Raw genomic sequence first — 22,717 nt, 5'->3', positions numbered from 1 at the left:
CGCCGGGCCAGCGTCCTGTGGGCTCTCCTGCGCGACAATCGGGTCTTCACCCCCGAGCTGCCGGTCGCGCGAGCGGCTTGACTCCGTCATTGAGACTCCCCGGTGCGCACGCGCCCCCGCCGCGCGTGGCGGTGCGACGCTACGGTCTGCCGGGGGCGCGGGTGGGGCGGTCGGCCGTATGTCACTCGAACGGGTGGGCGGGGTCGGTGCGGGGGCGGGCGCGTCCGGTCTTCCCCCGCGCGGGCCCGCCTGCGATGATCGGGCGGTCGACTTGTTAACAGACGTTAACCGGAGGGTGTCATGAGCGAGGAGCGGTTCGGAGAGTTCGTCCTGGTGCGGCGGCACGGGGACGGGCATGTCGCGGAGCTCGCGCTCGACCGGCCGAAGGCCATGAACGCCGTCTCGACCGCCATGGCCCAGTCCCTGAGCGCGGCCTGCGCGGCCCTGGCCGAGGACCGGGGCGTCCGCGTGGTGGTGCTGACCTCGACCCACGAGCGGGCGTTCTGCGTCGGGGCGGACCTCAAGGAGCGCAACTCCTTCTCCGACGCCGACCTGCTGCGCCAGCGTCCGGTGGCGCGGGGGGCGTACACGGCGGTGCTGGAGCTGCCGCAGCCGACGGTCGCGGCCGTGCACGGGTTCGCGCTGGGCGGCGGGTTCGAGCTGGCGCTGTCCTGCGACGTGATCGTGGCCGACCGTACGGCCGTGGTGGGGCTGCCGGAGGTGTCGGTGGGCGTCATCCCGGGCGGCGGCGGTACGCAGTTGCTGCCGCGCCGGGTGGGGGCGGCGCGGGCGGCCGAGCTGGTGTTCACGGCGCGTCGGGTGGCGGCCGAGGAGGCGCGCGAGCTGGGACTCGTGGACCAGTTGGCGGACGAGGGCCGGGACCGGGAGGACGCGCTGGAGCTGGCCTCCCGGATGGCCGCGAACTCGCCGGTGGGCCTGCGCGCGGCCAAGCGGGCGCTGCGCCTGGGGCACGGTCTCGACCTGCGGGCGGGCCTGGAGGTCGAGGACGCGGCGTGGCGGTCGGTGGCGTTCTCGGGGGACCGCGCGGAGGGCGTGGCGGCGTTCAACGAGAAGCGGGCGCCGCGCTGGCCGGGCGAGTGAGCCGACGGGACGGCCCCGGTCGCCGCAGGGCCCGGGGAGGTCCGGCCGTCCGTCCGGCGCGGACCGTTGCGGTCGGGTGCGGCCTGCGCCGGGGCACGGGCCCCGATGGTGCGGGCCGCGGCCGTGCCGGTATGCGCCGTCTCCCCTCGGCGAGGCGCCGGACCCGCTCGACACTCGCCCGGTTCGACCCGTTTGAGTAACGTTTCTCCTTGAATCTCCCTAGCCTGGAGTGATGGGTGACGACAGGCGGCTCGCGGCCGTGGTGGGGCTTGCGCAGGGGATGGCGGCTGCGCAGAGTGCGCGTGAGGCGTGGCGGGCGGCGGCCGTGGGCGGGTGCCTGGCGCTGGGGGGCAGCTTCGCCGCGCTGTCGGTGTGGGAACGGGAGCTGGGGCGGCTCCGGGTGCTCGTGAACGTCGGCCGTCGGGCCGAGGGCGAGGAGGAGTTCCCGGAGGACGAGTCCTATCCGGTGCACCAGTTCGCGGAGATCACCGAGTTCCTGCACGAGCGCTGGGCCGGCGGCGGTGAGCCCGACGCCTGGGTCGAGACGGCCGAGGGCCCGGCCGCCGGACGCCCCGGATACGTCCACCAGCGCGTCGCCGCCCTGCGCCGCCGGGGCCGCGGCTGCTGCGTCGTCGCGCCGATCGTGCTGCACGGGCGGGCGTGGGGCGAGCTGTACGTGGCCCGGCCGGTGGGGGAGCGGGTCTTCGAACGGGCCGACGCCGACTTCGCCACCGTCCTGGCCTCCGTCGTCGCGGCCGGGATCGCGCAGAGCGAGCGGCTGGAGGAGGTCAGGCGGCTCGCGTACACCGACGCCCTGACCGGGCTGGCCAACCGCCGTGCCGTCGACTCCGCGCTGGACGAGGCCGTCGAGCGGCACCGTCGGGAGGGCGTCGCCGTCAGCCTCGTCGTCTGTGACCTGAACGGCCTCAAGCAGGTGAACGACACGCACGGTCACGCCGTCGGGGACCGGCTCCTGGAGCGGTTCGGCTCGGTGCTGTCGCTGTGCGGGGCGATGCTGCCGGGGGCGCTCGCCGCGCGGCTCGGCGGGGACGAGTTCTGCCTGCTCGCGGTCGGGCCGCCCGTCGACGCGGTGGTCAAGGCGGCGGAGGAGCTGTGCCGCCGGGCGGCCGAACTGGAGCTGGGCGACGGCGTGGCCTGCGGAGTCGCGTCCACCGAGGGCCCGGTCGGTCCGGTCCGTTCCGCCCGCCGTCTGTTCCGCCTCGCCGACGCCGCCCAGTACCGGGCCAAGGCGGACCGCGCGGCCGGGCCGGTGGTCGCGGGGAGCGAGGGGCCCGGCGATCCCGTCGTACGGCTCGCGGACGAGCCCTCCCGGGAGGAGGACGGGGAGCGCAGGCGGTTCCGGGGGCGGCACTCGCCGTGACGGCGGTGCGGTAAGGGGTGCGGCCCGCGTGCATCTGTGACGTACCCCCTCGGTAGCGCCCCGTGACATCATCGAATTCACTGCGTACGCTCCTGAATATGGATATGCACACTGTGGTGGTGGGGACGTCCGGGGTCACCGCGTCCGACGTCCTCGCCGTGGCGCGCGCGGGCGCCCGGATCGAGCTTTCCGAGGAGGCGGTGGCGGCCCTCGCCGCCGCCCGCGGCATCGTGGACGCGCTGGCCGCCAAGCCGGACCCCGTGTACGGCGTGAGCACCGGCTTCGGTGCCCTGGCCACCCGGCACATCAGCCCGGACCTGCGGGCGCAGCTCCAGCGCAACATCGTCCGCTCGCACGCCGCCGGGATGGGTCCGCGCGTCGAGCGCGAGGTGGTCCGCGCGCTGATGTTCCTGCGGCTGAAGACCGTCTGCTCCGGACACACCGGCGTGCGCCCCGAGGTCGCGCAGACCATGGCCGACGTGCTCAACGCCGGGATCACCCCGGTCGTGCACGAGTACGGCTCCCTCGGCTGCTCCGGCGACCTCGCCCCGCTGTCGCACTGCGCGCTCACCCTCATGGGCGAGGGCGACGCCGAGGGCCCCGACGGCACCGTGCGCCCCGCCGGCGAGCTGCTCGCCGAGCACGGGATCACCCCGGTCGAGCTGCGCGAGAAGGAGGGACTCGCCCTCCTCAACGGCACCGACGGCATGCTCGGCATGCTGGTCATGGCCCTCGCCGACCTCGACACCCTCTACAAGTCCGCCGACATCACCGCCGCGCTGACGCTGGAGGCCCTGCTGGGCACCGACAGGGTGCTCGCCCCCGAGCTGCACGCGATCCGACCGCACCCGGGGCAGGCCGCCAGCGCCGCCAACATGGCCGCCGTGCTCAAGGGCTCGGGCCTGACCGGGCACCACCAGGACGACGCCCCCCGCGTCCAGGACGCCTACTCGGTGCGCTGCGCCCCGCAGGTCGCGGGCGCCGGACGCGACACCATGGCCCATGCCGGTCTCGTGGCCGAGCGGGAGCTGGCGGCGGCGGTGGACAACCCGGTCGTCCTGCCCGACGGGCGGGTGGAGTCCAACGGCAACTTCCACGGCGCCCCGGTCGCCTACGTTCTCGACTTCCTCGCCGTCGCCGTCGCCGACCTCGGCTCCATCGCCGAGCGGCGCACCGACCGGCTCCTGGACAAGAACCGCAGCCACGGCCTGCCGCCGTTCCTCGCGGACGACGCGGGCGTCGACTCCGGCCTGATGATCGCCCAGTACACGCAGGCCGCGCTGGTCGGCGAGCTGAAGCGGCTCGCCGTACCGGCCTCGGCGGACTCCATCCCGTCCTCCGCCATGCAGGAGGACCACGTGTCGATGGGCTGGTCGGCGGCGCGCAAGCTGCGCACGGCCGTCGGCAACCTGGCCCGCGTGCTCGCCGTCGAGCTGTACGCCGCCACCCGGGCGATCCAGCTCCGTGAGGGCCTCACCCCGGCCCCGGCCTCGCAGGCCGTCATCGACGCCGTACGGGCGGCGGGGGTGGAGGGTCCCGGGCCGGACCGCTTCCTGGCGCCCGATCTCGCCGCGGCGGACGCCTTCGTGCGCGCCGGGCACCTGGTCGCGGCGGCGGAGACGGTCACGGGGCCGCTGCGGTAGCGGACGGCGGTGACGTGGTGGAGGGGGTCCGGCGCGACGCCGGGCCCCCTCGGGGCGTCCGGGGACCCGTCGGGCGGCCGGGACGACCCTCCGGCCGGTCCCCGGCCGGCCGGGCGAGTCAAAAGAACGTCAAGTGCTGCTAGAGGCCGAGGCGTTCCCGGCGGACCGAGTAGCCCACGAAGCCGGCGCCCAGACCGAGGCAGAGGGCGCCGCCCATGACGTACGGCGTGCTGTCGAAGCTGCCGGTGTCGGCCAGCCGGGCCGACCCCTCGCCGCCCGCCGCCGAGTCCGCGGCGGTGTCCGCGGACGCCGCTCTCGCCTGGGTCGTGACCTGCGGAGACGGTGTCGCAGCCGCGGATTCGAGGACCGGAGTCTCGGGGGTCGCGTTGGCCGACGGGACGAACCACAGGGCACACAGCAGGCCGCCCGCGGCGGTGGCGGTCAGCAAGGAACGGCGAGCGGATGACACGGAATATCGATCCCCTTGTGGCGCTGGCGAATTGGCCGTGTGGGGCGATGTTAGTGAAAGGCGCGGGTCACAGGAAAGTCACGGGAGCGGTCGGCCTTACGCTCCGGGCATGAGCACTCCTGAGACATCACGGTTTGTACGGATTCGCGTCGACCTCGTCCTCGAGATCGACGACGAGGAGGCCGTCACCGGCGCCGCGCTGCAGGCCCTCGCCGGCGGCACCGACCTGTCCGACGCCGAACGGGCCGACTCCGAGCGGGCCGTGACGGAGGACACCGCCGAGGCCCTGGCGCACCTGGTGGACCCGTTCGACCTGGTCGGCGCGGTGCCCGGGGTCGAACTCCGGCAGGCGTCCTGGAGCAGTGAGCAGATCGACTACGACCCCGACTCGCCCGAGTGGGAGCTGGACGAGGATGATGGCGGCGAGAACGACCCGGAGGACGACGAAATGACGGTCGGCTGACGCGGTGTGGGGAAAATCCCGGCCCCGGACGGCAACCGCCGTCCGGGGTTTCGTCGTCTCACGGTGCGCACGGACCGACACCTCCCCGCACTGCCTCCGCCCGCTGCGGCGAAACGTGGTATGCCCCACACCCGTGAGCGATGTGGAACGGGACGAACCGGTCGTAGCGTTGAAAGTTATTGACGGGGCATCTCGGGGTTTCGGGAATAGGCAACGATGGAGAAGCGTGTGATGACGGACGGTAAGCGGCGCAAGGGCCTGGCGGCCGCGTCCGCACTGCTCGGCGGTGTGCTGGTGCTGACGGCATGTTCCAGTAGCAACGCCGACACCTCCGGGGGTGGGGACGGCAAGACCTCGCAGGCCGAGGTCGACGAAGCGGCGGCCAAGAAGACGTCCGAGGCACAGATCAAGATCACGCCCAAGGGCGGCTCGGACAACGCCTCCATCAACAACTCCGCCGGTGTCACCGTGGCCAAGGGCACGCTCACCGAGGTGAAGATGACCGCCTCGGACGGCACCGTGGTCAAGGGCGAGATATCCGCCGACAAGACAAGCTGGAAGCCCAGCGGACAACTGGAGCGCGCCACCAAGTACCAGATCTCGGCGACCGCGCAGGACTCCGAGGGCCGCGCCGCCCACGAGAACAGCTCGTTCACCACGGTCTCGCCGCAGAACAGCTTCATCGGGACCTTCACCCCGGACGACGGCAAGACCGTCGGCGTCGGAATGCCCGTGTCGATCAACTTCGACAAGCAGATCACCGACAAGGCCGCCGTCCAGAAGGGCATCACGGTCAACAGCAGCAGCGGCCAGGAGGTCGCCTGCCACTGGTTCTCCACCCAGCGCATGGACTGCCGCCCCAAGGACTACTGGCAGGAGGGCTCGACCGTCACCCTCAAGCTGGCCCTCGACGGGGTCGAGGGCGCCTCCGGCGTCTACGGCGTCCAGCAGAAGTCGGTCACCTTCAAGATCGGCCGCAACCAGGTCTCCTACGTCGACGCGAAGACCAAGCAGATGCGGGTCACGCAGGACGGCAAGACCGTCAAGACCATCCCGATCTCGGCCGGCTCCCCGGAGAACAAGACCTACGAGGGTCAGATGGTGATCTCCGAGAAGTACAAGGAGACCCGGATGGACGGCTCGACCGTCGGCTTCACCGACGACGACGGCAAGGGCGAGTACGACATCAAGGACGTGCCGCACGCCATGCGGCTGAGCACCTCCGGCACCTTCATCCACGGCAACTACTGGGGCAAGGGCATCTTCGGCAGCGTCAACACCAGCCACGGCTGCGTGGGCCTGGAGGACGCCAAGGGCGCCAACGACCCGAACACGCCGGGCGCCTGGTTCTACAACAACTCCATCATCGGTGACGTGGTCGTCGTCCAGAACACCGGCGACAAGACCATCGCCCCGGACAACGGCCTCAACGGCTGGAACATGGACTGGGCCCAGTGGAAGGCGGGTTCGGCGGTCTGACCCGTCACCGTCCCCTCCCATGCGCAGCGCCTGCCGCCCCGATGCGGGGCGGCAGGCGCTGTTCCGTTGCTCTGCCGGGGCGCGTCACGCCGACAGTGAAGCCGCCGCGTCCGTCCCCCAGCTCGCCAGCAGGCGCAGGGCCTCCGCCGAGGGTGAGCCGGGCTCCGCGTGGTACGTGACGAAGGCCTGTTCGTCGTCGTCGACCAGGCGGAACGTCTCGAAGGACAGCGTCAGGTCACCGACCAGCGGGTGCCGCATCCGCTTGACGCCGTAGCTCTTCTCCTTGACGTCGTGCGTGGCCCACAGGCGGCGGAACTCCTCGCTCTTCACGGAGAGTTCGCCGACCAGCGCGGACAGGCGCGGGTCGTCCGGGTGCCGGCCCGCGTCCATGCGCAGGAAGCTGACCATGTCGTACGCCTTCTGGTCCCAGTCGACGAACAGCTCGCGGTAGTCCGGGTTCAGGAAGACCAGCCGCGCCCAGTTCCGCTCGGCGGCCGGCAGCCTGCCCCAGTCGCCGAAGAGGGCGGCGGCCATCCGGTTCCAGGCGAGGATCTCCGAGCGGCGGCCCGACACGTACGCGGGCACCGTGTCGATCGACTCCAGGAGCTGGAGCAGTGCCACCCGCACCGGCTGCTTGCCCCTCGGGGCACCGGCCCGCCTGCGCTGCTGCTTCGGCCTCGCCAAGTGCGTCAGGTGGGCCTGCTCCGCGTCGGTCAGCCGCAGTGCCCGGGCGATCGCGTCCAGGACCTCCGCCGACACGTTCTGCCCGTTGCCCTGTTCGAGACGCGTGTAGTACGCCACCGACACCCCGGCCAACTGCGCCAGCTCCTCGCGCCGCAGCCCGGGCACCCTGCGCTGCCGTCCGTACGACTCCAGGCCCACGTCCTGCGGCTTGAGCCGGGCCCGCCGGGTGCGCAGGAACTCGCTCAGTTCGGCCCGCCGGTCAAGCTGTCCGTCCATGCCTCCAGTATCGCCGGACGTATTCCCGGTCGTACGCACACGAGCCTGTCCCCGTCAGTGGTACGCACGCCGGACGTACGCAAAGCCGTGGTCTGGGTGAATCCGCAGGTCGCAGGCAGGGTGGAAGCATCACCCAGTCACGCCAAGAGAAACCCGGAGAACCCCGGCATGACCACTGTCGCCGCGTACGCAGCCCCCGCCGCCAAGGCGCCGCTGGAGCGCACCACCATCGAGCGGCGCGAGGTGCGGGAGCACGACGTGCTGATCGACATCAAGTTCGCCGGCATCTGCCACTCCGACATCCACCAGGCCCGTGAGGGCTGGGGCGAGGCCATCTTCCCGATGGTCCCCGGCCACGAGATCGCGGGCATCGTCTCCGCGGTCGGCCCCGGCGTCACCAAGTTCGCCGTCGGCGACCGGGTGGGCGTCGGCTGCATGGTCGACTCCTGCCGCGAGTGCGAGAACTGCAGGGCCGGCCGGGAGCAGTACTGCGCCGAGGGCAACACCGGCACCTACAACGCCGTGGGCAGGGACGGCGAGGTCACCTACGGCGGCTACTCCCAGAAGGTCGTCGTCGACGAGAACTTCGTCCTCGGCATCCCCGAGGGCATCTCCCTGGACGAGGCCGCGCCCCTGCTGTGCGCCGGCATCACCACGTACTCCCCGCTCAAGCGCTGGAACGCGGGGCCCGGCAAGAAGGTCGCCGTCGTCGGCCTGGGCGGCCTCGGGCACATGGCCGTCAAGCTCGCGCACGCCCTGGGCGCCGAGGTGACCGTGCTGTCGCAGTCCCTGCGCAAGAAGGACGACGGCCTGAAGCTGGGCGCCGACCACTACTACGCCACCAGCGACCCGGCCACCTTCCAGGAGCTGGCCGGCAGCTTCGACCTGATCGTCTCCACGGTCTCGGCCCCGCTCGACTTCGCCGCCTACCTGGGGCTGCTGAAGACGGAGGGCACGCTGGCCAACGTCGGTGCCCCCGAGGAGCCGGTCTCCCTCAACCTGTTCGCGCTGCTCGGCGGCGGCAAGTCCCTGAGCGGCTCCATGATCGGCGGCATCGCCGAGACCCAGGAGATGCTGGACTTCTGCGCGGAGCACGGCATCGGCGCCGAGATCGAGCTGATCGCCGCCTCCGAGATCAACGAGGCCTACGAGCGGGTCGTGAACAGCGACGTGCGCTACCGCTTCGTGATCGACACCGCGACGATCTGATCCGGGGGCGCGTCGCGGGAAAGCGGGGCGCGCGGACCGTTATGGCCGGAAGGCCACCCCGTAGTCGCACCGCCGGGCAGGGTGACGTGCGCGCAATTCACGGGGGCCAGGAAGGCCGGGTGACTTTCCCCGGCCTTCCTGGCCGAAAGTCCGCGCAGCTCAAGAATATGCGCATGACAACAATGGCAAAGTAGAACAAAACCTTCTTCCCCTCCTCCGCAAAGGCTGCAGGAATACCGTTTCTGCACTGCTTTCCGGCGCGATGCTGAATGCGGCACACAGCGTGTCCGCCGCATTCCGGCGGGCATTGCCCCGACGCGTTCGCAAGGAGATGCAGCGTGGTGCGAAGCAGGGCGAAGGCCGCGGCCGACGCCGCCGACCGGCTTCTGAAGGCGGGCCGGCTGCTGAGGAGGGCCCCGACCACCCTCGATCTGAGGGCCGTGTACCGCACGGACCAGAACGTCAACGACCGTCCTTATCGTGAGCGGTGGGCACACGACAAAGTCGTGCGTTCCACACACGGCGTCAACTGCACGGGCTCGTGCTCGTGGAAGGTGTATGTCAAGGACGGTCTGATCACCTGGGAGACCCAGCAGACGGACTATCCGAGCGTCGGCCCCGACCGGCCCGAGTACGAGCCGCGCGGATGTCCGCGCGGCGCTTCTTTTTCCTGGTACACCTACTCGCCCACCAGAGTTCGCCATCCGTTGGCCCGCGGTGTTCTCGTGGAAATGTACCGGGACGCCAAACGCCGGAACGGCGGCGACCCCGTGGCCGCCTGGGCCGAACTGACCGGCGACCCCGAGAAGCGGCGCCGCTACCAGCGCGCCCGCGGCCACGGCGGCTTCGTGCGGGTCGACTGGGACGAGGCGCTGGAGATCGCCGCCGCGGCCCAGGTGCACACCATCGCCGAGTACGGACCCGACCGGATCGCCGGGTTCTCCCCGATCCCCGCGATGTCCATGGCCTCGCACGCGGTCGGCGCCCGCTACCACTCCCTCATCGGCGCCCCGATGATCTCCTTCTACGACTGGTACGCCGACCTGCCGATCGCCTCCCCGCAGGTCTTCGGCGACCAGACCGACGTACCGGAGTCCGGGGACTGGTGGGACGCGGCCTACCTGATGCTGTGGGGCTCCAACGTCCCCGTCACCCGCACCCCCGACGCCCACTGGATGGCGGAGGCCCGCTACCGGGGCCAGAAGGTCGTCGTCGTCTCTCCGGACTACGCGGACGCCACCAAGTTCGCCGACGAGTGGCTGCACCCCCACCCCGGCACCGACGGGGCGCTCGCGATGGCGATGGGACACGTGCTGCTCACCGAGTTCTTCGTGCGCCGGCAGGTCCCGTACTTCACCGACTACGTCAAGCGCTTCACCGACCTGCCCTTCCTCGTCGCCCTCGACGCGCACACGGACGGCCGGTGGACGCCCGGCAAGTTCGTCACCGCCGCCGACCTCGGACTCGGCCGGCACGCCGACGCCGAGGCGCGGGCCTGGATGCCGGTGCTGATCGACGCCGACACCGACGACGTGGTCGTCCCGGGCGGCACCCTCGGCGACCGCTGGGGCAAGGGCGGCGAGGGGCGCTGGAACCTCGACCTCGGCGGAGTCGACCCGCTGCTCAGCCTGCACGGGCACACCGACGGGCGGCATGACAACGGTGTCCAGGTCGTCCTGCCCCGCTTCGACGAACCCGGCGCCACCGTCGTGCGCGGCGTACCGGCCCGGCAGATCGGCGGGCGCCTCGTCACCACCGTCTACGACCTGCTGCTCGCCCAGTACGCCGTCGCCCGCCCCGGACTCGCCGGCCAGTGGCCCACCGGGTACGACGACGCCGACGAGCCCTGCACCCCGGCCTGGCAGGAGCGCATCACGTCCGTCCCCGCCCGGGCGGCGGTCCGCGCGGCCCGGGAGTTCGCGCGCACCGCCGAGCAGACCCGGGGCCGCTGCATGATCGTCATGGGCGCCGGCACCAACCACTGGTTCCACTCCGACACCATCTACCGCTCCTTCCTCTCCCTGCTCATCCTCACCGGCTGCCAGGGCGTCAACGGCGGCGGCTGGGCGCACTACGTCGGCCAGGAGAAGGTCCGCCCGTACACCGGCTGGCAGCAACTGTCCACGGCCGCCGACTGGGTGCGGCCCTCGCGGCAGATGGCGGGCACCCCCTACTGGTACCTGCACACCGGCCAGTGGCGGTACGAGTCCCACGCCGCCGACGCCCTCGCCTCACCCACCGCGCCCGGCACCCTCGCCGGGCTGCACACCGCCGACCTGGTCGCCCAGTCGGCCCGGCTCGGCTGGATGCCGTCGTACCCGACCTTCGACGCCAACCCGCTCGACCTCGGCCGCCGCGCCCGCGAGAGCGGCCGGGAGCCGTCCGACTGGATCGCGGAGCGGATCGGTGCGGGCGAGGTGGACTTCGCCTGCGAGGACCCCGACGCACCCCGCAACTGGCCCCGCGTCCTGACGGTGTGGCGGGCCAACCTCATCGGCTCCTCCGCCAAGGGCAACGAGTACTTCCTGCGCCACCTGCTCGGCGCCCGCGACGGCGCCACCAGCGACGAGGCGCCGCCCGGACGCCGGCCGCGCTCGGTGGCCTGGCGGGACGAGGCCCCCGAGGGCAAGCTCGACCTGCTGCTGAGCCTCGACTTCCGGATGACCTCCACGACGCTCTTCTCCGACCTCGTGCTGCCCGCCGCCACCTGGTACGAGAAGCACGACCTGTCCTCCACGGACATGCACCCCTTCGTGCACGCCTTCAGCCCCGCGATCAACCCGCCGTGGCAGGCCCGCACCGACTTCGAGATCTTCCACACCCTCGCCCGCCGCCTGAGCGAACTCGCCGCCGGACGCCTCGACACGGCGTACGACCTGGTCGCCACCGCCCTCCAGCACGACACCCCCGGCGAGCGGGCGCAGCCCGGCGGCCGGGTCGCCGACTGGCGCGACGGACGCACCCCGATCGAGCCGGGCCGCAACGCCCCCCAAGTGACTCTGGTGGAACGGGACTACACGGCCGTCGCCGACCGGCTCGCCGCCTTCGGGCCGCTGGCCGAGGAACACGGCATGACCGTCAAGGGCGTCACCGTCCACCCGCACGAGGAGTCCCGCCGGCTCGCCGCCCGCTGCGGCACCGCCCCCGCCGGACCGGCCATGGGGCGACCGCTGCTCGACACCGACGTCAAGTTCTGCGAGGCGGTCCTCGCCCTGTCCGGCACCACCAACGGCCGCCTCGCCGCCGAGGGCTTCGACCGGCTCGCCGACCGCGTCGGCCCCGGCGCCGGGCTCGCGGAACTGGCCGCGTCGGTGGCGGAACGGCGCGTGGTCTTCTCCGACACCCAGGAACGGCCCGTACAGGTCGGGGCGAGCTTCGAGTGGTCCGGCAAGGAGGGACCCGACCGGCGCTACTCGCCGTTCACCGTCAACACCGAGCACAAGAAGCCCTGGCACACCCTCACCGGCCGCCAGCACTTCTACGTCGACCACGACTGGATGGCGGAACTGGGCGAGCAACTCCCGGTCTACCGGCCCCCGCTGAACCTGGCCGAGCTGGGCGACGCGCCCACGGCGGCGGGCGACGGCCGCGCGGTGACCGTCCGCTACCTCACCCCGCATTCCAAGTGGTCCATCCACAGCGAGTACCAGGAGAACCTGCTGATGCAGACCCTGGCCCGCGGCGGCCCCGTCCTGTGGATGAGCCCCGCCGACGCCGACGCGATCGGCGCCGCCGACAACGACTGGGTGGAGGCCGTCAACGCGCACGGCGTCGTCGTCGCCCGCGCGATCGTCTCGCACCGCGTCCCGGACGGCACGGTGCTCATGTACCACGTCCAGGAACGCCTCGTGAACGTGCCCAAGTCGGAGGCGAACGGCCGCCGCGGCGGCGTCCACAACTCCCTGACCAAGCTGCTGGTCAAGCCCACTCACCTCATCGGCGGCTACGGCCAGCTCTCCTTCGCCCCCAACTACTACGGCCCCACCGGCAACCAGCGCGACGCCGTGACCACCGTCCGGCGCCGCTCCCAGGAGGTCACCTACTGATGCGCGTCATGGCACAGGTGGCGATGGTCATGAACCTCGACAAGTGCATCGGCTGCCACACCTGCTCGGTCACCTGCAAACAGACCTGGACCAACCGCACCGGCACCGAGTACGCCTGGTTCAACAACGTCGAGACCCGCCCCGGGCAGGGCTACCCCCGCGGCCACGAGGACCAGGACAGGTGGAAGGGCGGCTGGCAGCTCAAGGGCGGGCGCCTCGTCCCGCGCAGCGGCGGCCGTGCCCGGCGCCTGGCCCGCCTCTTCGCCAACCCGGAACTCCCCACCCTGGACGACTACTACCAGCCCTGGACCTACGACTACGAGAACCTCACCACCGCCCCCCTCGGCGACGACATCCCCACCGCCCCGCCCCGCTCCCAGATCGACGGCCGCCCCACCGCGATCACCTGGGGCCCCAACTGGGACGACGATCTCGGCGGCGGCCCCGACCGGCTGGCCGCCGACCCGCTGCTCGCACGCATGAGCGAACAGGTCCGCCTCGACTACGAGCGGGCGTTCATGTTCTACCTGCCCCGCATCTGCGAGCACTGCCTCAACCCGTCCTGCGTCGCCGTCTGCCCCTCCGGCGCCCTCTACAAGCGCGTCGAGGACGGCATCGTCCTGGTCGACCAGGACCGCTGCCGGGGCTGGCGGATGTGCGTCAGCGGCTGCCCGTACAAGAAGGTCTACTTCAACCACTCCACCGGCAAGGCCGAGAAGTGCACCTTCTGCTACCCGCGCATCGAGGCCGGCGACCCCACCGTCTGCTCCGAGACCTGCGTCGGCCGGCTCCGCTACCTCGGCGTCATGCTCTACGACGCGGACAAGGTCGGCGCCGCCGCCTCCGTCACCGACGAGACCGACCTCTACGAGGCCCAGCTCGGCTGCTTCCTTGACCCCGACGACCCCGAGGTGGCCCGCGCGGCCGAGGCGTCCGGCATCCCCCACGACTGGGTGGAGGCCGCGCGCCGCTCCCCGGTGCGCGCGCTGATCACCCGGTACCGCGTCGCGCTCCCGCTCCACCCGGAGTACCGCACCATGCCGATGGTCTGGTACGTCCCGCCGCTCTCCCCGGTCGTCGACGCCCTCACCGGAAGCGGCCACGACGGGGAGGACCCGGCAGCCCTCTTCGGCGCGATCGACACGCTGCGCATCCCCCTCGGCTACCTCGCCGAGCTCTTCACCGCGGGCGACCCCGGGCCGGTCGAGGCCGCCCTGTGCCGGCTGGCCGCGATGCGCTCGCACATGCGGCGCGTCAACCTCGGCGAGGAGCAGGACCCCCGGATCGCCGAGGCGGTCGGACTGGACGAGGCGGGCATCCAGGAGCTGTACCGGCTGCTGGCGCTGGCCAAGTACGACGAGCGGTACGTCGTCCCGACCGCCTACACCGGCTCCGTGCCCGATGCCGGCGGCACCGGGGCGGGCTGCAGCCTGGACGGCGAGGGCGGCCCCGGCATGATGCCGGACGGGGCGGGCGGCGGCCCCGGCCCCGGTCCCGGCGGGTTCGGCCCCGGTCCCGGCGGGTTCGACCCCGACGCCTTCCACGAGCCGCCGGCCGCCGGGACCGGCACGTCGGCGCTGCGCGGCCGGGTCAACCTCCTGAACTGGAACGGGAAGGGACGCCCGAACGGCCTCTTCCCGCGCGCCCGCGGCACCGTGCGGACGGAGCCCGAGCGGTGAGCCGCGGCCGCAGCCGTACCGCAACGGCCACCACCGCCCCGGTCGTCTTCCAGGCCGCGTCCCTGCTGCTGGCCTACCCCGACGGGGACTGGCCCCGCCGCCCGCGCACGGTCCGCGAGACGATCGCCGGGCTCCCCGGGCCCGAGTTCCCCCTCCTGCGCTCCTTCTGCGACCTGGCGGAACGCGAGGCGCCCCTGGACCTGGCCGCCCGCTACGTCGCCACCTTCGACCGCAGCCGCCGCCGCTGCCTCTACCTCACCTACTACACCGACGGCGACACCCGCCGCCGGGGCGCCGCACTCGCCCGGATCAAGGCGGCGTACCGCGCCCACGGCTGGCTGCCCCCGGACGACGAACTGCCCGACTTCCTGCCGCTGATGCTGGAGTTCGCCGCCCGCGTCCCCGAGGCGGGCACCGCGCTCCTGACGGACCACCGCGCGGCGGTCGAGGTCCTGCGCTACGCCCTGGAGGCGCACCACAGCCCGTACGCCGCCCTCCTCCAGGCGGTCTCCCGGTGCCTGCCGGGCCAGGCACCGGCCAGCCGCGAGGAGGCCCTGCGCCTGGCCCGTACCGGCCCGCCGGCCGAGGCGGTGGGCCTGGACGTCCTGGGCGCCTTCCCCATCCAGCCCGGGCGCCCCGGCCCGGACGACGAAGGAGTGCGCCGATGACGCACCTCGACACCGCTCTGTGGGGCGTCCTGCCCTACCTGTCCCTCGCCGTGCTGGTGGCGGGCACGGCCTGGCGCTACCGCTACGACCGCTTCGGCTTCACCACCCGCTCCAGCCAGCTCCACGAGAGCCGCCTGCTGCGCGTGGCGGGCCCGCTCTTCCACTACGGCCTGCTGTTCGTGATCGCGGGCCACGTGGCCGGCCTCCTGGTCCCCGAGTCGCTGACCGAACGCCTGCGGGTCAGCGAGGAGCTGTACCACGCCAACGCCCTCCTGGCGGGCGGCACGGCGGGCCTGGCCACGCTCGCGGGCCTCGCCCTGCTCCTGTACCGCCGTCTGCGCACCCCCGCGGTCCGGGCCGCGACCAGCCGCGGGGACCGCGTGGTGTACCCCCTGCTGATCACGGTCGTCCTCGCCGGCCTGACGGCCACGGCGTCCGGCGCGACGGCGTCCGCCACGTACGACTACCGGCTCGGCGTCTCGGTCTGGTTCCGCAGCCTGTTCGCCCTGAACCCGGACGTGACCGCCATGGCCGAGGCCCCGCCGGTCTACCGCCTCCACGCGCTCCTCGCCATGGCCCTCTTCGCCCTGTGGCCCTTCACCCGCCTGGTCCACGCCTTCACGGCACCGCTGGGCTACCTGGTGCGGCCGTACGTGGTGTACCGCTTCCGGGGGAGCGGCGGGGCGGGGCGGCCGGTCCGGCCGGACCGGCCGGCAGGGGCGCCGCCGGGCGGAGCGCGGTGAAGTCCCGGAACCTCCGTCACGGTCGCACGTTGCTCAGCAGGTCCTCCGCGGCGGGATACGGCTGCTCCCGGGGCAGCAGGGCTCGCGCCGCGTCGAGGTCGTCGGCCCGTACGAGGGCGTGGATCTCGCGGGCGAGCGGGGTCACGTCGCGGATGGTGAGCGTCCACTCGTCGGCGTACCGGCGGGCCGCCTCGCCGGTGAGGCCGAGCTGGAGGGAGCGGTACGGCAGGGGCCGCAGGCGCAGGTCGCGCTCGGGGTCCCACTGGACGCGGGTGGGCGAGCGTCTCAACTCGCGTTGCCAGGACGCCTGGTCGGTGTGCACGCCGGGCACGTAGCTCGACAGGCACGCCCGGCGCAGGGCCCACTCGAATCCCTCGCGGCTGATCTCGACGGCCAGGACGGTCTCCTGGCCCTCCTTCGCCGCCCAGCCGCAGCGGTACATCATCCACAGGAACGACGGCTTGATCCACGTCATCCGGTCCCGCTTCCAGGTGGCGGGGAAGCGTCCCTCGCGGGCGGCGGGGAGGCCGATCCGCGGGGAGTACGCCTGGTAGACGGTGACGGTGGTCGCCGTGTGGGCCGCCCGGATCTCGCGCTGCGCTGGGTGCATGCGGTACAGCTTGGGACGGGGGGCCGTGCCCGGGCCACCGGATTTCGCGTGGAATCGCCGGGGGACCTCGTGCGTTGCACAGAACGTGGGCATGGAAGGCCGGTCGTGTGCGGGCCGAGCAGCCCGAGTGACCGAGCCGAGACAGAGACATTGGAGGGCCGCAATGGCTGCGCAGACGCAGAGGGCCGTGCTGGCGGGCGGATGCTTCTGGGGGATGGAGGAGCTGATCCGCCGGCTCCCGGGCGTGACCGCGACCCGCGTCGGATACACCGGGGGTGACGTGCCGAACGCGACCTACCGCAACCACGGCACGCACGCGGAGGCCATCGAGATCCTCTTCGACCCCGAGGTGACCGACTACCGCACGATCCTGGAGTTCTTCTTCCAGATCCACGACCCGAGCACCAAGAACCGCCAGGGCAACGACATCGGCCTCAGCTACCGCTCGGCGATCTACTACGTCGACGACGAGCAGAAGCGGATCGCCGAGGACACCATCGCCGACGTGGACGCCTCCGGCCTGTGGCCCGGCAAGGTCGTCACCGAGGTGGAGCCGGTCGGCCCCTTCTGGGAGGCCGAGCCCGAGCACCAGGACTACCTGCAGCGTTACCCCGACGGGTACACCTGCCACTTCCCCCGCCCGGGCTGGCGGCTGCCCGCCCGCACCAAGGGCTGAGGCCCTCCGGGAGAGGCGAGACCGGGCAGAAGCGGTCCGGCCGGGCCCCCGGCCGGACCGCTTCGTCATACGGAGGTGGCGCTGTAAGGAGGCGGCGTCCTACGGGCGGTGGCGCCGTACGGCGGTGACTCAGTCGCCGTACGGCGGTGACTCAGTGCGGCAGCGTGGCCGGGCTGCCGCCGTTCGCCTCGTAGCCCGCCACCGCGAGCGCGCGGTAGACCGCGAACTCCGCCGCCGGGTCGGCCGACAGGGTCCACGGCAGCGCGCCGACGTGGCCGTCTATGACCATGAGCTGGTTCATGGCCTCCGCCCAGCGCTCGCCCCGCACCAGGAAGAAGACCAGCAGATGGCGGACGTGTGCCTGCGTCGGGTCGTCCGGGGCGGCCGAGTGGACCGCGTGCAGTGCGCCGTGGACGGCCTTGGTGACGACCCCGCTCTGGTAGAAGCCGCTGACCAGATTGACCTCGGGCAGGTGCTCGAAGACCGCGAAGAGCGGCATCGCCGCGAGCAGCGAGCCCCGCGGGGCCCGCGCGGCCGCCGCCTCCGCGAAGGAGTACGCCAGTTCCCGCGAGCCGTGCCACTTCTCGCACCAGTACTGCAGGGCGGCCAGGTGCGCCCCCATGTGGTGCGGAGCGCGGTCCAGGATCTTCAGCCAGAGCTGCTCGAACTCCTCGCGCGAGTACCCGAGGCCACGGGCCACCGACAGCTCGACGATGTACGGGACCGGGTCCCCGGGCGCGAGGAGGGCCGCCGCGCCGCAGGCCGCCTTGGCCTCCTCCATGATGATCCGGAACTCGTCCGTGCCCGGCGTCGCCGTCCGCCACGCCTGCTGCACCAGGAACTCGGCCTGCACCGCCGCGCCGCCCGCGTCCTTGGGGGCCTCGGCCCGCCACACCCGCAGCCACTGCCCGCCCGGCGTCTCCCCGACGCCGCCGGGCCGCTGCCGCAGCTCCAGCGACGCGGCGCCCGCGAAGGCCTGCACGCGCTGCCAGCGCCGCTCGCCGTCCGCCTCCGTGCCGGCGAGGAGCTGCTGCGCCCCGCGGTAGTCCTGGGTGCGCTGGACCAGGTCGAGGACGTCCAGCAGGTCCTGGTCGGGACCGGGCATGCGGACGTCCAGCTCCTCCTCGCGGGCGAAGCCGTAGTTCGCGGGGTCGGCGGCGTCCGGGTGACCGGGCTCGACCAGGCCGACCGCGCCGCGCCGCCGCCGCGAGATTTGGAGCAGCACGAAGCCGAGCATGACCAGTGCCATCAGGACCCAGAGAATCTCCATGTCTCAAGCGAACCAGACGCCGCCGACAATTGGCCAACCTGGCCCCCGCCCTGTGGAAAACCCACGGGGCGTTCCGCACGGCTACCCTCGGTGCCCATGAGCGACAGGCACATCAGTCAGCACTTCGAGACGCTCGCGATTCACGCGGGCAACACCGCCGATCCCCTGACGGGCGCGGTCGTCCCGCCGATCTATCAGGTGTCGACGTACAAGCAGGACGGCGTCGGCGGGCTGCGCGGCGGCTACGAGTACAGCCGCAGCGCGAACCCGACGCGCACGGCCCTGGAGGAGAACCTGGCCGCCCTGGAGGGCGGCCGCCGCGGTCTCGCGTTCGCGTCCGGGCTGGCGGCCGAGGACTGCCTGTTGCGCACGCTGCTGCGTCCCGGCGACCACGTGGTGATCCCGAACGACGCGTACGGCGGCACCTTCCGCCTCTTCGCCAAGGTCGCCACCCGGTGGGGCGTGGAGTGGTCGGTGGCCGACACGGGCGACGCCGCCGCCGTACGGGCCGCCCTCACCCCGAAGACCAAGGCGGTGTGGGTGGAGACGCCCTCCAACCCGCTGCTCGGCATCACCGACGTCGCGCAGGTCGCGCAGGTCGCCCGGGACGCCGGAGCCCGGCTCGTCGTCGACAACACCTTCGCCACCCCCTACCTCCAGCAGCCGCTGGCGCTCGGCGCGGACGTCGTCGTGCACTCCCTGACGAAGTACATGGGCGGCCACTCCGACGTGGTCGGCGGCGCGCTGGTCGTCGGCGACCAGGAGCTGGGCGAGGAGCTGGCGTTCCACCAGAACGCGATGGGCGCGGTCGCCGGGCCCTTCGACTCCTGGCTGGTGCTGCGCGGCACCAAGACCCTCGCCGTGCGCATGGACCGCCACAGCGAGAACGCGACCAAGGTCGCCGACATGCTCTCCCGGCACGCGCGCGTGACCAGCGTGCTCTACCCGGGGCTGCCCGACCACCCGGGGCACGAGGTCGCCGCCAAGCAGATGAAGGCGTTCGGCGGCATGGTCTCCTTCCGCGTGGAGGGCGGCGAGCAGGCGGCGGTCGAGGTCTGCAACCGCGCGAAGGTCTTCACGCTCGGCGAGTCCCTGGGCGGCGTCGAGTCGCTGATCGAGCACCCGGGCCGGATGACGCACGCCTCCGCGGCCGGCTCGGCCCTGGAGGTCCCCGCCGACCTGGTGCGGCTGTCGGTCGGCATCGAGAACGCCGACGACCTGCTGGCCGACCTCCAGCAGGCGCTCGGCTAGACCCAGGGGCTCACCAGCCCTCCCAGTCGGTCACGGGTGGGGTCGTCTCCGAGGGCGGCTCCACCCACGGCTGTGCGGTCAGCGCCCACACCGTGAACGCCACGGCCGCCGCGCCCAGCAGCAGCCACAGCAGGCGCCGGGCGGCCCTCCTGCGGCGCAGGATGCGACCGCCCCGGCGGACGGCCTCCGCACAGAGGTCGGGCGGCACCCGGGGCGGCGACTCCTCCATGATCCGCCGCGCGGCGGCCTCACGCGCGGGGCGGTTCACCGGCACCTCCGCGCGCGCCACGCGTGCGTGCCGGGCGCGGTGCTGGGCGTGACGCCGCGCGGTGCCCCCGGTGCCGTGGCCGTCCCCGAGCCCGTGGCCCTCCCCGTGGCCGCGCCCGTGTCCGAGCCCGTGGCCCTCCCCGTGGCCGCGCCCGTGTCCGAGCCCGTGCTGCGGCCGTACTCCCCGCCCGTCACGGCGTGGCCGCCTTCGCCGCCACCGGTGGGGCGGGCGGGGGCGGCGGGTGCAGCAGGGTGGCCGTCGCCCGGTCGCAGATCGTCCGGACGCGGTCCACGGGCAGCCCCAGCAGCGCGGACGCCTGCTCCTCGGCGACACCCTCGTACAGCCTCAGGACGAGGATCAGGCGCTCGTGCGGGGCGAGCACGCCCAGGGCGCCCGCGGGGCGTCGGCGGGCCCGGCCGAGCAGGCCGTAGCGGTGCCAGATCTCGCGGGCGAAACGAGTGGCCAGGTACTGGCGGGTGCGGTCGTACGGGTCCTCCCCGTGCAGCCGGTCCCAGCACGCGTACGTGTGGGCCAGGCTCAGGGCGAGCAGCCGCCGCGCGCGCGGGTTGGCGTCCGGGGTCTCCGCGGTGAGCAGGGTCGCGGCATGCAGCAGCCGCCCTGCCGCACCCGCGACGAACGCCTCGAACTCGCGGGCCCGGCGGGCGTGGTGGGACGCATGCCGCTCTCGCACCGCGCCTCCCGCCCAGACGGCGACGACCCCTGAGGTCTCATATCAGGCCAGGGGCGGCCCGCCGGTCAAGGGTTCGGTCGAACCCCGGGCCCGAAAGCCCGTTCAGGACCCCGACGGCGTGTCCGGGGCCGCCGCGTGGGAGGGGGCCATACGGGCGGACAGGGCGCCGTTGAAGCGCGCCAGGAGCGTGCAGAACGTCTCGCGCTCCTCCGGAGCCCAGTCGCGGGTCAGCTCGGCCATGAGCTGACGCCGGGAGGAGCGGACCTCTTCGAGGCGGGCCGCGCCGCGCGGGGACAGTTGGAGGACCACCGCGCGTCCGTCCTCGGGGTGGGAGGTGCGCTTGACCAGTCCGGTGTCGACGAGCGGGGCCACCTGCCGGGTGACCGTCGAGGAGTCGATCCCCATGCTCGCGGCGAGCGCCTTCACACCCATAGGGCCCTCTGTGTCGAGGCGGTTGAGCAGCAGGTAGGCGGCGCGGTCCATGGAGTTGCGTACCTGCCCGACCCCGCCGAGCCGGGTCTGTTCGGCGCGGCGGGCGAAGAGCGCGACCTCGTGCTGGAGCGTCTCTAGAAGACCGGTGTCACCGGCGGTCGTCATGTCCATCGACATATCAGGCGTTGTGGGCATGGCCGGGGGCTCACTTCGTGGAGGGCTGCTAATTGGGGGACAGGGTACGCGGCCGGGCGGCACGGCGTACCTGCGCGGGACGAAGCGGGTCTCGCCGACTGGTCACCACGGTGCGCGGCGTCCGGGAACTGGGATGCTGGAGACCATGAGCTACAGCACAGCCCCCCGCGTCGCTCCCGTCACCCTCGACGACGTGCGCGGAGCCCAGAAGATGCTCTCGGGCGTGGCGCGCGTGACGGCGATGGAGGGCAGCAGGCACCTGTCGCAGCTCGTCGGCTCGCCGGTGCACTTCAAGTGCGAGAACCTCCAGCGGACCGGCTCCTTCAAGCTGCGCGGCGCCTACGTGCGGATCGCCGGACTGCTGCCCGAGCAGCGGGCGGCGGGCGTGGTCGCGGCGAGCGCGGGCAACCACGCCCAGGGCGTGGCGCTGGCGTCGTCGCTGCTGGGCGTGCGGTCGACGGTGTTCATGCCGAAGGGGGCCCCGCTGCCGAAGATCAGCGCGACCCGGGAGTACGGCGCCGAGGTACGGCTGCACGGCCAGGTGGTGGACGAGACGCTGGCCGCCGCGCAGGAGTACGCGGAGCGGACCGGCGCGGTGTTCATCCACCCCTTCGACCACCCCGACGTGATCGCCGGCCAGGGCACGGTCGGACTGGAGATCCTGGAGCAGTGCCCCGAGGTGCGGACCGTCGTGGTCGGCATCGGCGGGGGCGGGCTCGCGGCCGGCATCGCGGTGGCGGTCAAGGCGCTGCGGCCGGACGTGCGCGTCGTGGGCGTGCAGGCGGAGGGCGCGGCGGCGTACCCGCCCTCACTGGCCGCGGGGCGCCCGGTGGCCGTCGAGAACCCGGCGACGATGGCCGACGGCATCAAGGTGGGGCGACCCGGTGACGTGCCGTTCGGGATCGTGGGCGAGCTGGTGGACGAGGTCCGCACGGTCTCCGAGGACGCGTTGTCGACCGCCCTGCTGCTGTGCCTGGAGCGGGCCAAGCTGGTCGTGGAACCGGCCGGGGCGAGCCCGGTGGCGGCGCTGCTGAGCGCGCCGGACGCCTTCGCGGGGCCGGTGGTGGCCGTCCTGTCCGGCGGCAACGTGGACCCGGTGCTGATGCAGGGCGTGCTGCGGCACGGCATGGCCGCGCAGGGCCGCTACCTGGCGGTCCGGCTGCGGCTGACGGACCGGCCCGGCGCCCTCGCCACGCTGCTCGGGGTGCTGTCGGTGGTCGACGCCAACGTCCTCGACGTGAGTCACGTCCGGACCCATCCGCGGCTCGGGCTCACGGAGGCCGAGGTCGAACTGCACCTGGAGACCAAGGGACCGGAGCACTGCGTCGAGGTCGGCCGCGCACTGCGGGAGGCGGGCTACACCGTCATCGCCTGATCCCGGGCACGGTCACTCGTTCGGGCAACTGCGTTGTGAGACGCGATACATCGCGTTATGGTGTGTGGCGTGGATCGCTCGCAGAGCGCGACGAAACGCACAAACCTA

The 22,717-nt window shown here is 72.8% G+C and carries 20 protein-coding genes; 13 read left to right on the top strand and 7 right to left on the bottom strand.

Features of this window, described 5'->3' with window-relative positions; all coding sequences use genetic code 11:
* The first annotated feature begins 300 nt into the window (after positions 1-300).
* The 3 genes from IG88_RS0121935 (at position 301) to hutH (ending at position 4,125) form a co-directional block, all read left to right on the top strand.
* A complete protein-coding gene (locus tag IG88_RS0121935) occupies positions 301-1,101 on the top strand; it encodes an enoyl-CoA hydratase/isomerase family protein (RefSeq protein WP_031043790.1) in 801 nt (266 codons plus the stop codon).
* Between the two features lie 232 nt (positions 1,102-1,333).
* On the top strand, positions 1,334-2,482 hold the full coding sequence (locus tag IG88_RS0121930) for a diguanylate cyclase domain-containing protein (protein ID WP_031043787.1): 1,149 nt from the start codon (positions 1,334-1,336) through the stop codon (positions 2,480-2,482).
* 104 nt (positions 2,483-2,586) lie between these two features.
* Entirely contained in the window at positions 2,587-4,125 is a 1,539-nt protein-coding gene (gene hutH / locus IG88_RS0121925; protein WP_031043786.1) for a histidine ammonia-lyase, read from the top strand.
* A gap of 139 nt (positions 4,126-4,264) precedes the next feature.
* On the opposite strand, the gene IG88_RS43805 is transcribed toward hutH, so the two are convergent.
* On the bottom strand, positions 4,265-4,594 hold the full coding sequence (locus IG88_RS43805; protein WP_031043783.1) for a hypothetical protein: 330 nt from the start codon (positions 4,592-4,594) through the stop codon (positions 4,265-4,267).
* Positions 4,595-4,703: 109 nt separating this feature from the next.
* Here IG88_RS43805 and IG88_RS43800 point away from each other — a divergent pair, with 109 nt between their 5' ends.
* The gene (locus IG88_RS43800; RefSeq protein ID WP_031043781.1) at positions 4,704-5,057 is read left to right on the top strand and encodes a hypothetical protein; all 354 of its coding nucleotides are present in this window, start codon (positions 4,704-4,706) and stop codon (positions 5,055-5,057) included.
* 231 nt (positions 5,058-5,288) lie between these two features.
* Entirely contained in the window at positions 5,289-6,536 is a 1,248-nt protein-coding gene (locus IG88_RS0121910) for a L,D-transpeptidase (protein ID WP_031043779.1), read from the top strand.
* Positions 6,537-6,620: 84 nt separating this feature from the next.
* Here IG88_RS0121910 and IG88_RS0121905 read toward each other — a convergent pair whose 3' ends face one another.
* Positions 6,621-7,496 carry a helix-turn-helix domain-containing protein gene (locus IG88_RS0121905; protein ID WP_031043777.1) on the bottom strand — a complete coding sequence of 292 codons (876 nt, stop codon included), beginning with the start codon at positions 7,494-7,496 and terminating at the stop codon, positions 6,621-6,623.
* Between the two features lie 168 nt (positions 7,497-7,664).
* Here IG88_RS0121905 and IG88_RS0121900 point away from each other — a divergent pair, with 168 nt between their 5' ends.
* The 5 genes from IG88_RS0121900 to narI all read left to right on the top strand — a co-directional run bounded on the left by IG88_RS0121900 (position 7,665) and on the right by narI (position 15,841).
* Positions 7,665-8,705, top strand: coding sequence for an NAD(P)-dependent alcohol dehydrogenase (locus tag IG88_RS0121900; protein WP_031043776.1), 1,041 nt, complete (start codon positions 7,665-7,667; stop codon positions 8,703-8,705).
* A gap of 338 nt (positions 8,706-9,043) precedes the next feature.
* Positions 9,044-12,751 carry a nitrate reductase subunit alpha gene (locus IG88_RS0121895; RefSeq protein WP_031043773.1) on the top strand — a complete coding sequence of 1,236 codons (3,708 nt, stop codon included), beginning with the start codon at positions 9,044-9,046 and terminating at the stop codon, positions 12,749-12,751.
* Entirely contained in the window at positions 12,751-14,430 is a 1,680-nt protein-coding gene (narH, locus tag IG88_RS0121890; RefSeq protein ID WP_031043770.1) for a nitrate reductase subunit beta, read from the top strand. Before IG88_RS0121895 ends, narH begins: the two co-directional genes overlap by 1 nt.
* Complete coding sequence (gene narJ / locus IG88_RS0121885; protein ID WP_031043767.1) at positions 14,427-15,098, top strand: nitrate reductase molybdenum cofactor assembly chaperone; 672 nt, start codon at positions 14,427-14,429, stop codon at positions 15,096-15,098. The genes narH and narJ overlap by 4 nt, the downstream gene beginning before the upstream one ends.
* On the top strand, positions 15,095-15,841 hold the full coding sequence (narI, locus tag IG88_RS0121880) for a respiratory nitrate reductase subunit gamma (protein ID WP_051852004.1): 747 nt from the start codon (positions 15,095-15,097) through the stop codon (positions 15,839-15,841). Before narJ ends, narI begins: the two co-directional genes overlap by 4 nt.
* A gap of 16 nt (positions 15,842-15,857) precedes the next feature.
* Here the strand turns inward: narI and IG88_RS0121875 are convergent, their stop codons facing one another.
* Complete coding sequence (locus tag IG88_RS0121875) at positions 15,858-16,451, bottom strand: DUF4291 domain-containing protein (RefSeq protein WP_031043762.1); 594 nt, start codon at positions 16,449-16,451, stop codon at positions 15,858-15,860.
* 163 nt (positions 16,452-16,614) lie between these two features.
* On the opposite strand from IG88_RS0121875, the gene msrA reads away from it, so the two are divergent.
* A complete protein-coding gene (gene msrA, locus IG88_RS0121870; RefSeq protein ID WP_031043758.1) occupies positions 16,615-17,127 on the top strand; it encodes a peptide-methionine (S)-S-oxide reductase MsrA in 513 nt (170 codons plus the stop codon).
* A gap of 151 nt (positions 17,128-17,278) precedes the next feature.
* On the opposite strand, the gene IG88_RS0121865 is transcribed toward msrA, so the two are convergent.
* Positions 17,279-18,397 (bottom strand): hypothetical protein, encoded by a 1,119-nt coding sequence (locus IG88_RS0121865; RefSeq protein WP_031043755.1) that lies wholly within the window; start codon positions 18,395-18,397, stop codon positions 17,279-17,281.
* Between the two features lie 96 nt (positions 18,398-18,493).
* On the opposite strand from IG88_RS0121865, the gene IG88_RS0121860 reads away from it, so the two are divergent.
* Positions 18,494-19,648 carry a cystathionine gamma-synthase gene (locus tag IG88_RS0121860; RefSeq protein WP_031043752.1) on the top strand — a complete coding sequence of 385 codons (1,155 nt, stop codon included), beginning with the start codon at positions 18,494-18,496 and terminating at the stop codon, positions 19,646-19,648.
* Between the two features lie 10 nt (positions 19,649-19,658).
* Here the strand turns inward: IG88_RS0121860 and IG88_RS0121855 are convergent, their stop codons facing one another.
* The 3 genes from IG88_RS0121855 to IG88_RS0121845 form a co-directional block, all read right to left on the bottom strand.
* Positions 19,659-19,916, bottom strand: coding sequence for a hypothetical protein (locus tag IG88_RS0121855; RefSeq protein ID WP_031043749.1), 258 nt, complete (start codon positions 19,914-19,916; stop codon positions 19,659-19,661).
* Positions 19,917-20,106: 190 nt separating this feature from the next.
* A complete protein-coding gene (locus IG88_RS0121850; RefSeq protein WP_031043746.1) occupies positions 20,107-20,607 on the bottom strand; it encodes a sigma factor-like helix-turn-helix DNA-binding protein in 501 nt (166 codons plus the stop codon).
* A gap of 102 nt (positions 20,608-20,709) precedes the next feature.
* Positions 20,710-21,210: a MarR family winged helix-turn-helix transcriptional regulator gene (locus IG88_RS0121845; RefSeq protein WP_031043741.1), complete on the bottom strand. Its 501-nt coding sequence runs from the start codon at positions 21,208-21,210 to the stop codon at positions 20,710-20,712.
* A 169-nt stretch (positions 21,211-21,379) separates the two neighbouring features.
* On the opposite strand from IG88_RS0121845, the gene ilvA reads away from it, so the two are divergent.
* Positions 21,380-22,609 carry a threonine ammonia-lyase gene (ilvA, locus tag IG88_RS0121840; protein ID WP_031043735.1) on the top strand — a complete coding sequence of 410 codons (1,230 nt, stop codon included), beginning with the start codon at positions 21,380-21,382 and terminating at the stop codon, positions 22,607-22,609.
* Positions 22,610-22,717: the final 108 nt, after the last annotated feature.

The sequence above is a fragment of the Streptomyces sp. NRRL F-5650 genome (assembly GCF_000721365.1).
Lineage (GTDB): Bacteria > Actinomycetota > Actinomycetes > Streptomycetales > Streptomycetaceae > Streptomyces > Streptomyces ardesiacus.
Note: the sequence above shows the minus strand (reverse complement) of the source record. Positions and strands in the feature narration are given on the sequence as shown.

Bases quoted from the DNA above. Each gene is read 5' to 3' on its own strand.
- IG88_RS0121865 (WP_031043755.1), bottom strand. From the start codon at position 18,397: ATGGAGATTCTCTGGGTCCTGATGGCACTGGTCATGCTCGGCTTCGTG.
- narI (WP_051852004.1), top strand. From the start codon at position 15,095: ATGACGCACCTCGACACCGCTCTGTGGGGCGTCCTGCCCTACCTGTCC.
- IG88_RS0121900 (WP_031043776.1), top strand. From the start codon at position 7,665: ATGACCACTGTCGCCGCGTACGCAGCCCCCGCCGCCAAGGCGCCGCTG.
- IG88_RS0121910 (WP_031043779.1), top strand. From the start codon at position 5,289: ATGACGGACGGTAAGCGGCGCAAGGGCCTGGCGGCCGCGTCCGCACTG.
- IG88_RS0121860 (WP_031043752.1), top strand. From the start codon at position 18,494: ATGAGCGACAGGCACATCAGTCAGCACTTCGAGACGCTCGCGATTCAC.
- ilvA (WP_031043735.1), top strand. From the start codon at position 21,380: ATGAGCTACAGCACAGCCCCCCGCGTCGCTCCCGTCACCCTCGACGAC.
- msrA (WP_031043758.1), top strand. From the start codon at position 16,615: ATGGCTGCGCAGACGCAGAGGGCCGTGCTGGCGGGCGGATGCTTCTGG.
- narH (WP_031043770.1), top strand. From the start codon at position 12,751: ATGCGCGTCATGGCACAGGTGGCGATGGTCATGAACCTCGACAAGTGC.
- IG88_RS0121875 (WP_031043762.1), bottom strand. From the start codon at position 16,451: ATGCACCCAGCGCAGCGCGAGATCCGGGCGGCCCACACGGCGACCACC.
- IG88_RS43800 (WP_031043781.1), top strand. From the start codon at position 4,704: ATGAGCACTCCTGAGACATCACGGTTTGTACGGATTCGCGTCGACCTC.
- IG88_RS0121905 (WP_031043777.1), bottom strand. From the start codon at position 7,496: ATGGACGGACAGCTTGACCGGCGGGCCGAACTGAGCGAGTTCCTGCGC.
- hutH (WP_031043786.1), top strand. From the start codon at position 2,587: ATGCACACTGTGGTGGTGGGGACGTCCGGGGTCACCGCGTCCGACGTC.
- IG88_RS0121930 (WP_031043787.1), top strand. From the start codon at position 1,334: ATGGGTGACGACAGGCGGCTCGCGGCCGTGGTGGGGCTTGCGCAGGGG.
- IG88_RS0121935 (WP_031043790.1), top strand. From the start codon at position 301: ATGAGCGAGGAGCGGTTCGGAGAGTTCGTCCTGGTGCGGCGGCACGGG.
- IG88_RS0121845 (WP_031043741.1), bottom strand. From the start codon at position 21,210: ATGGACATGACGACCGCCGGTGACACCGGTCTTCTAGAGACGCTCCAG.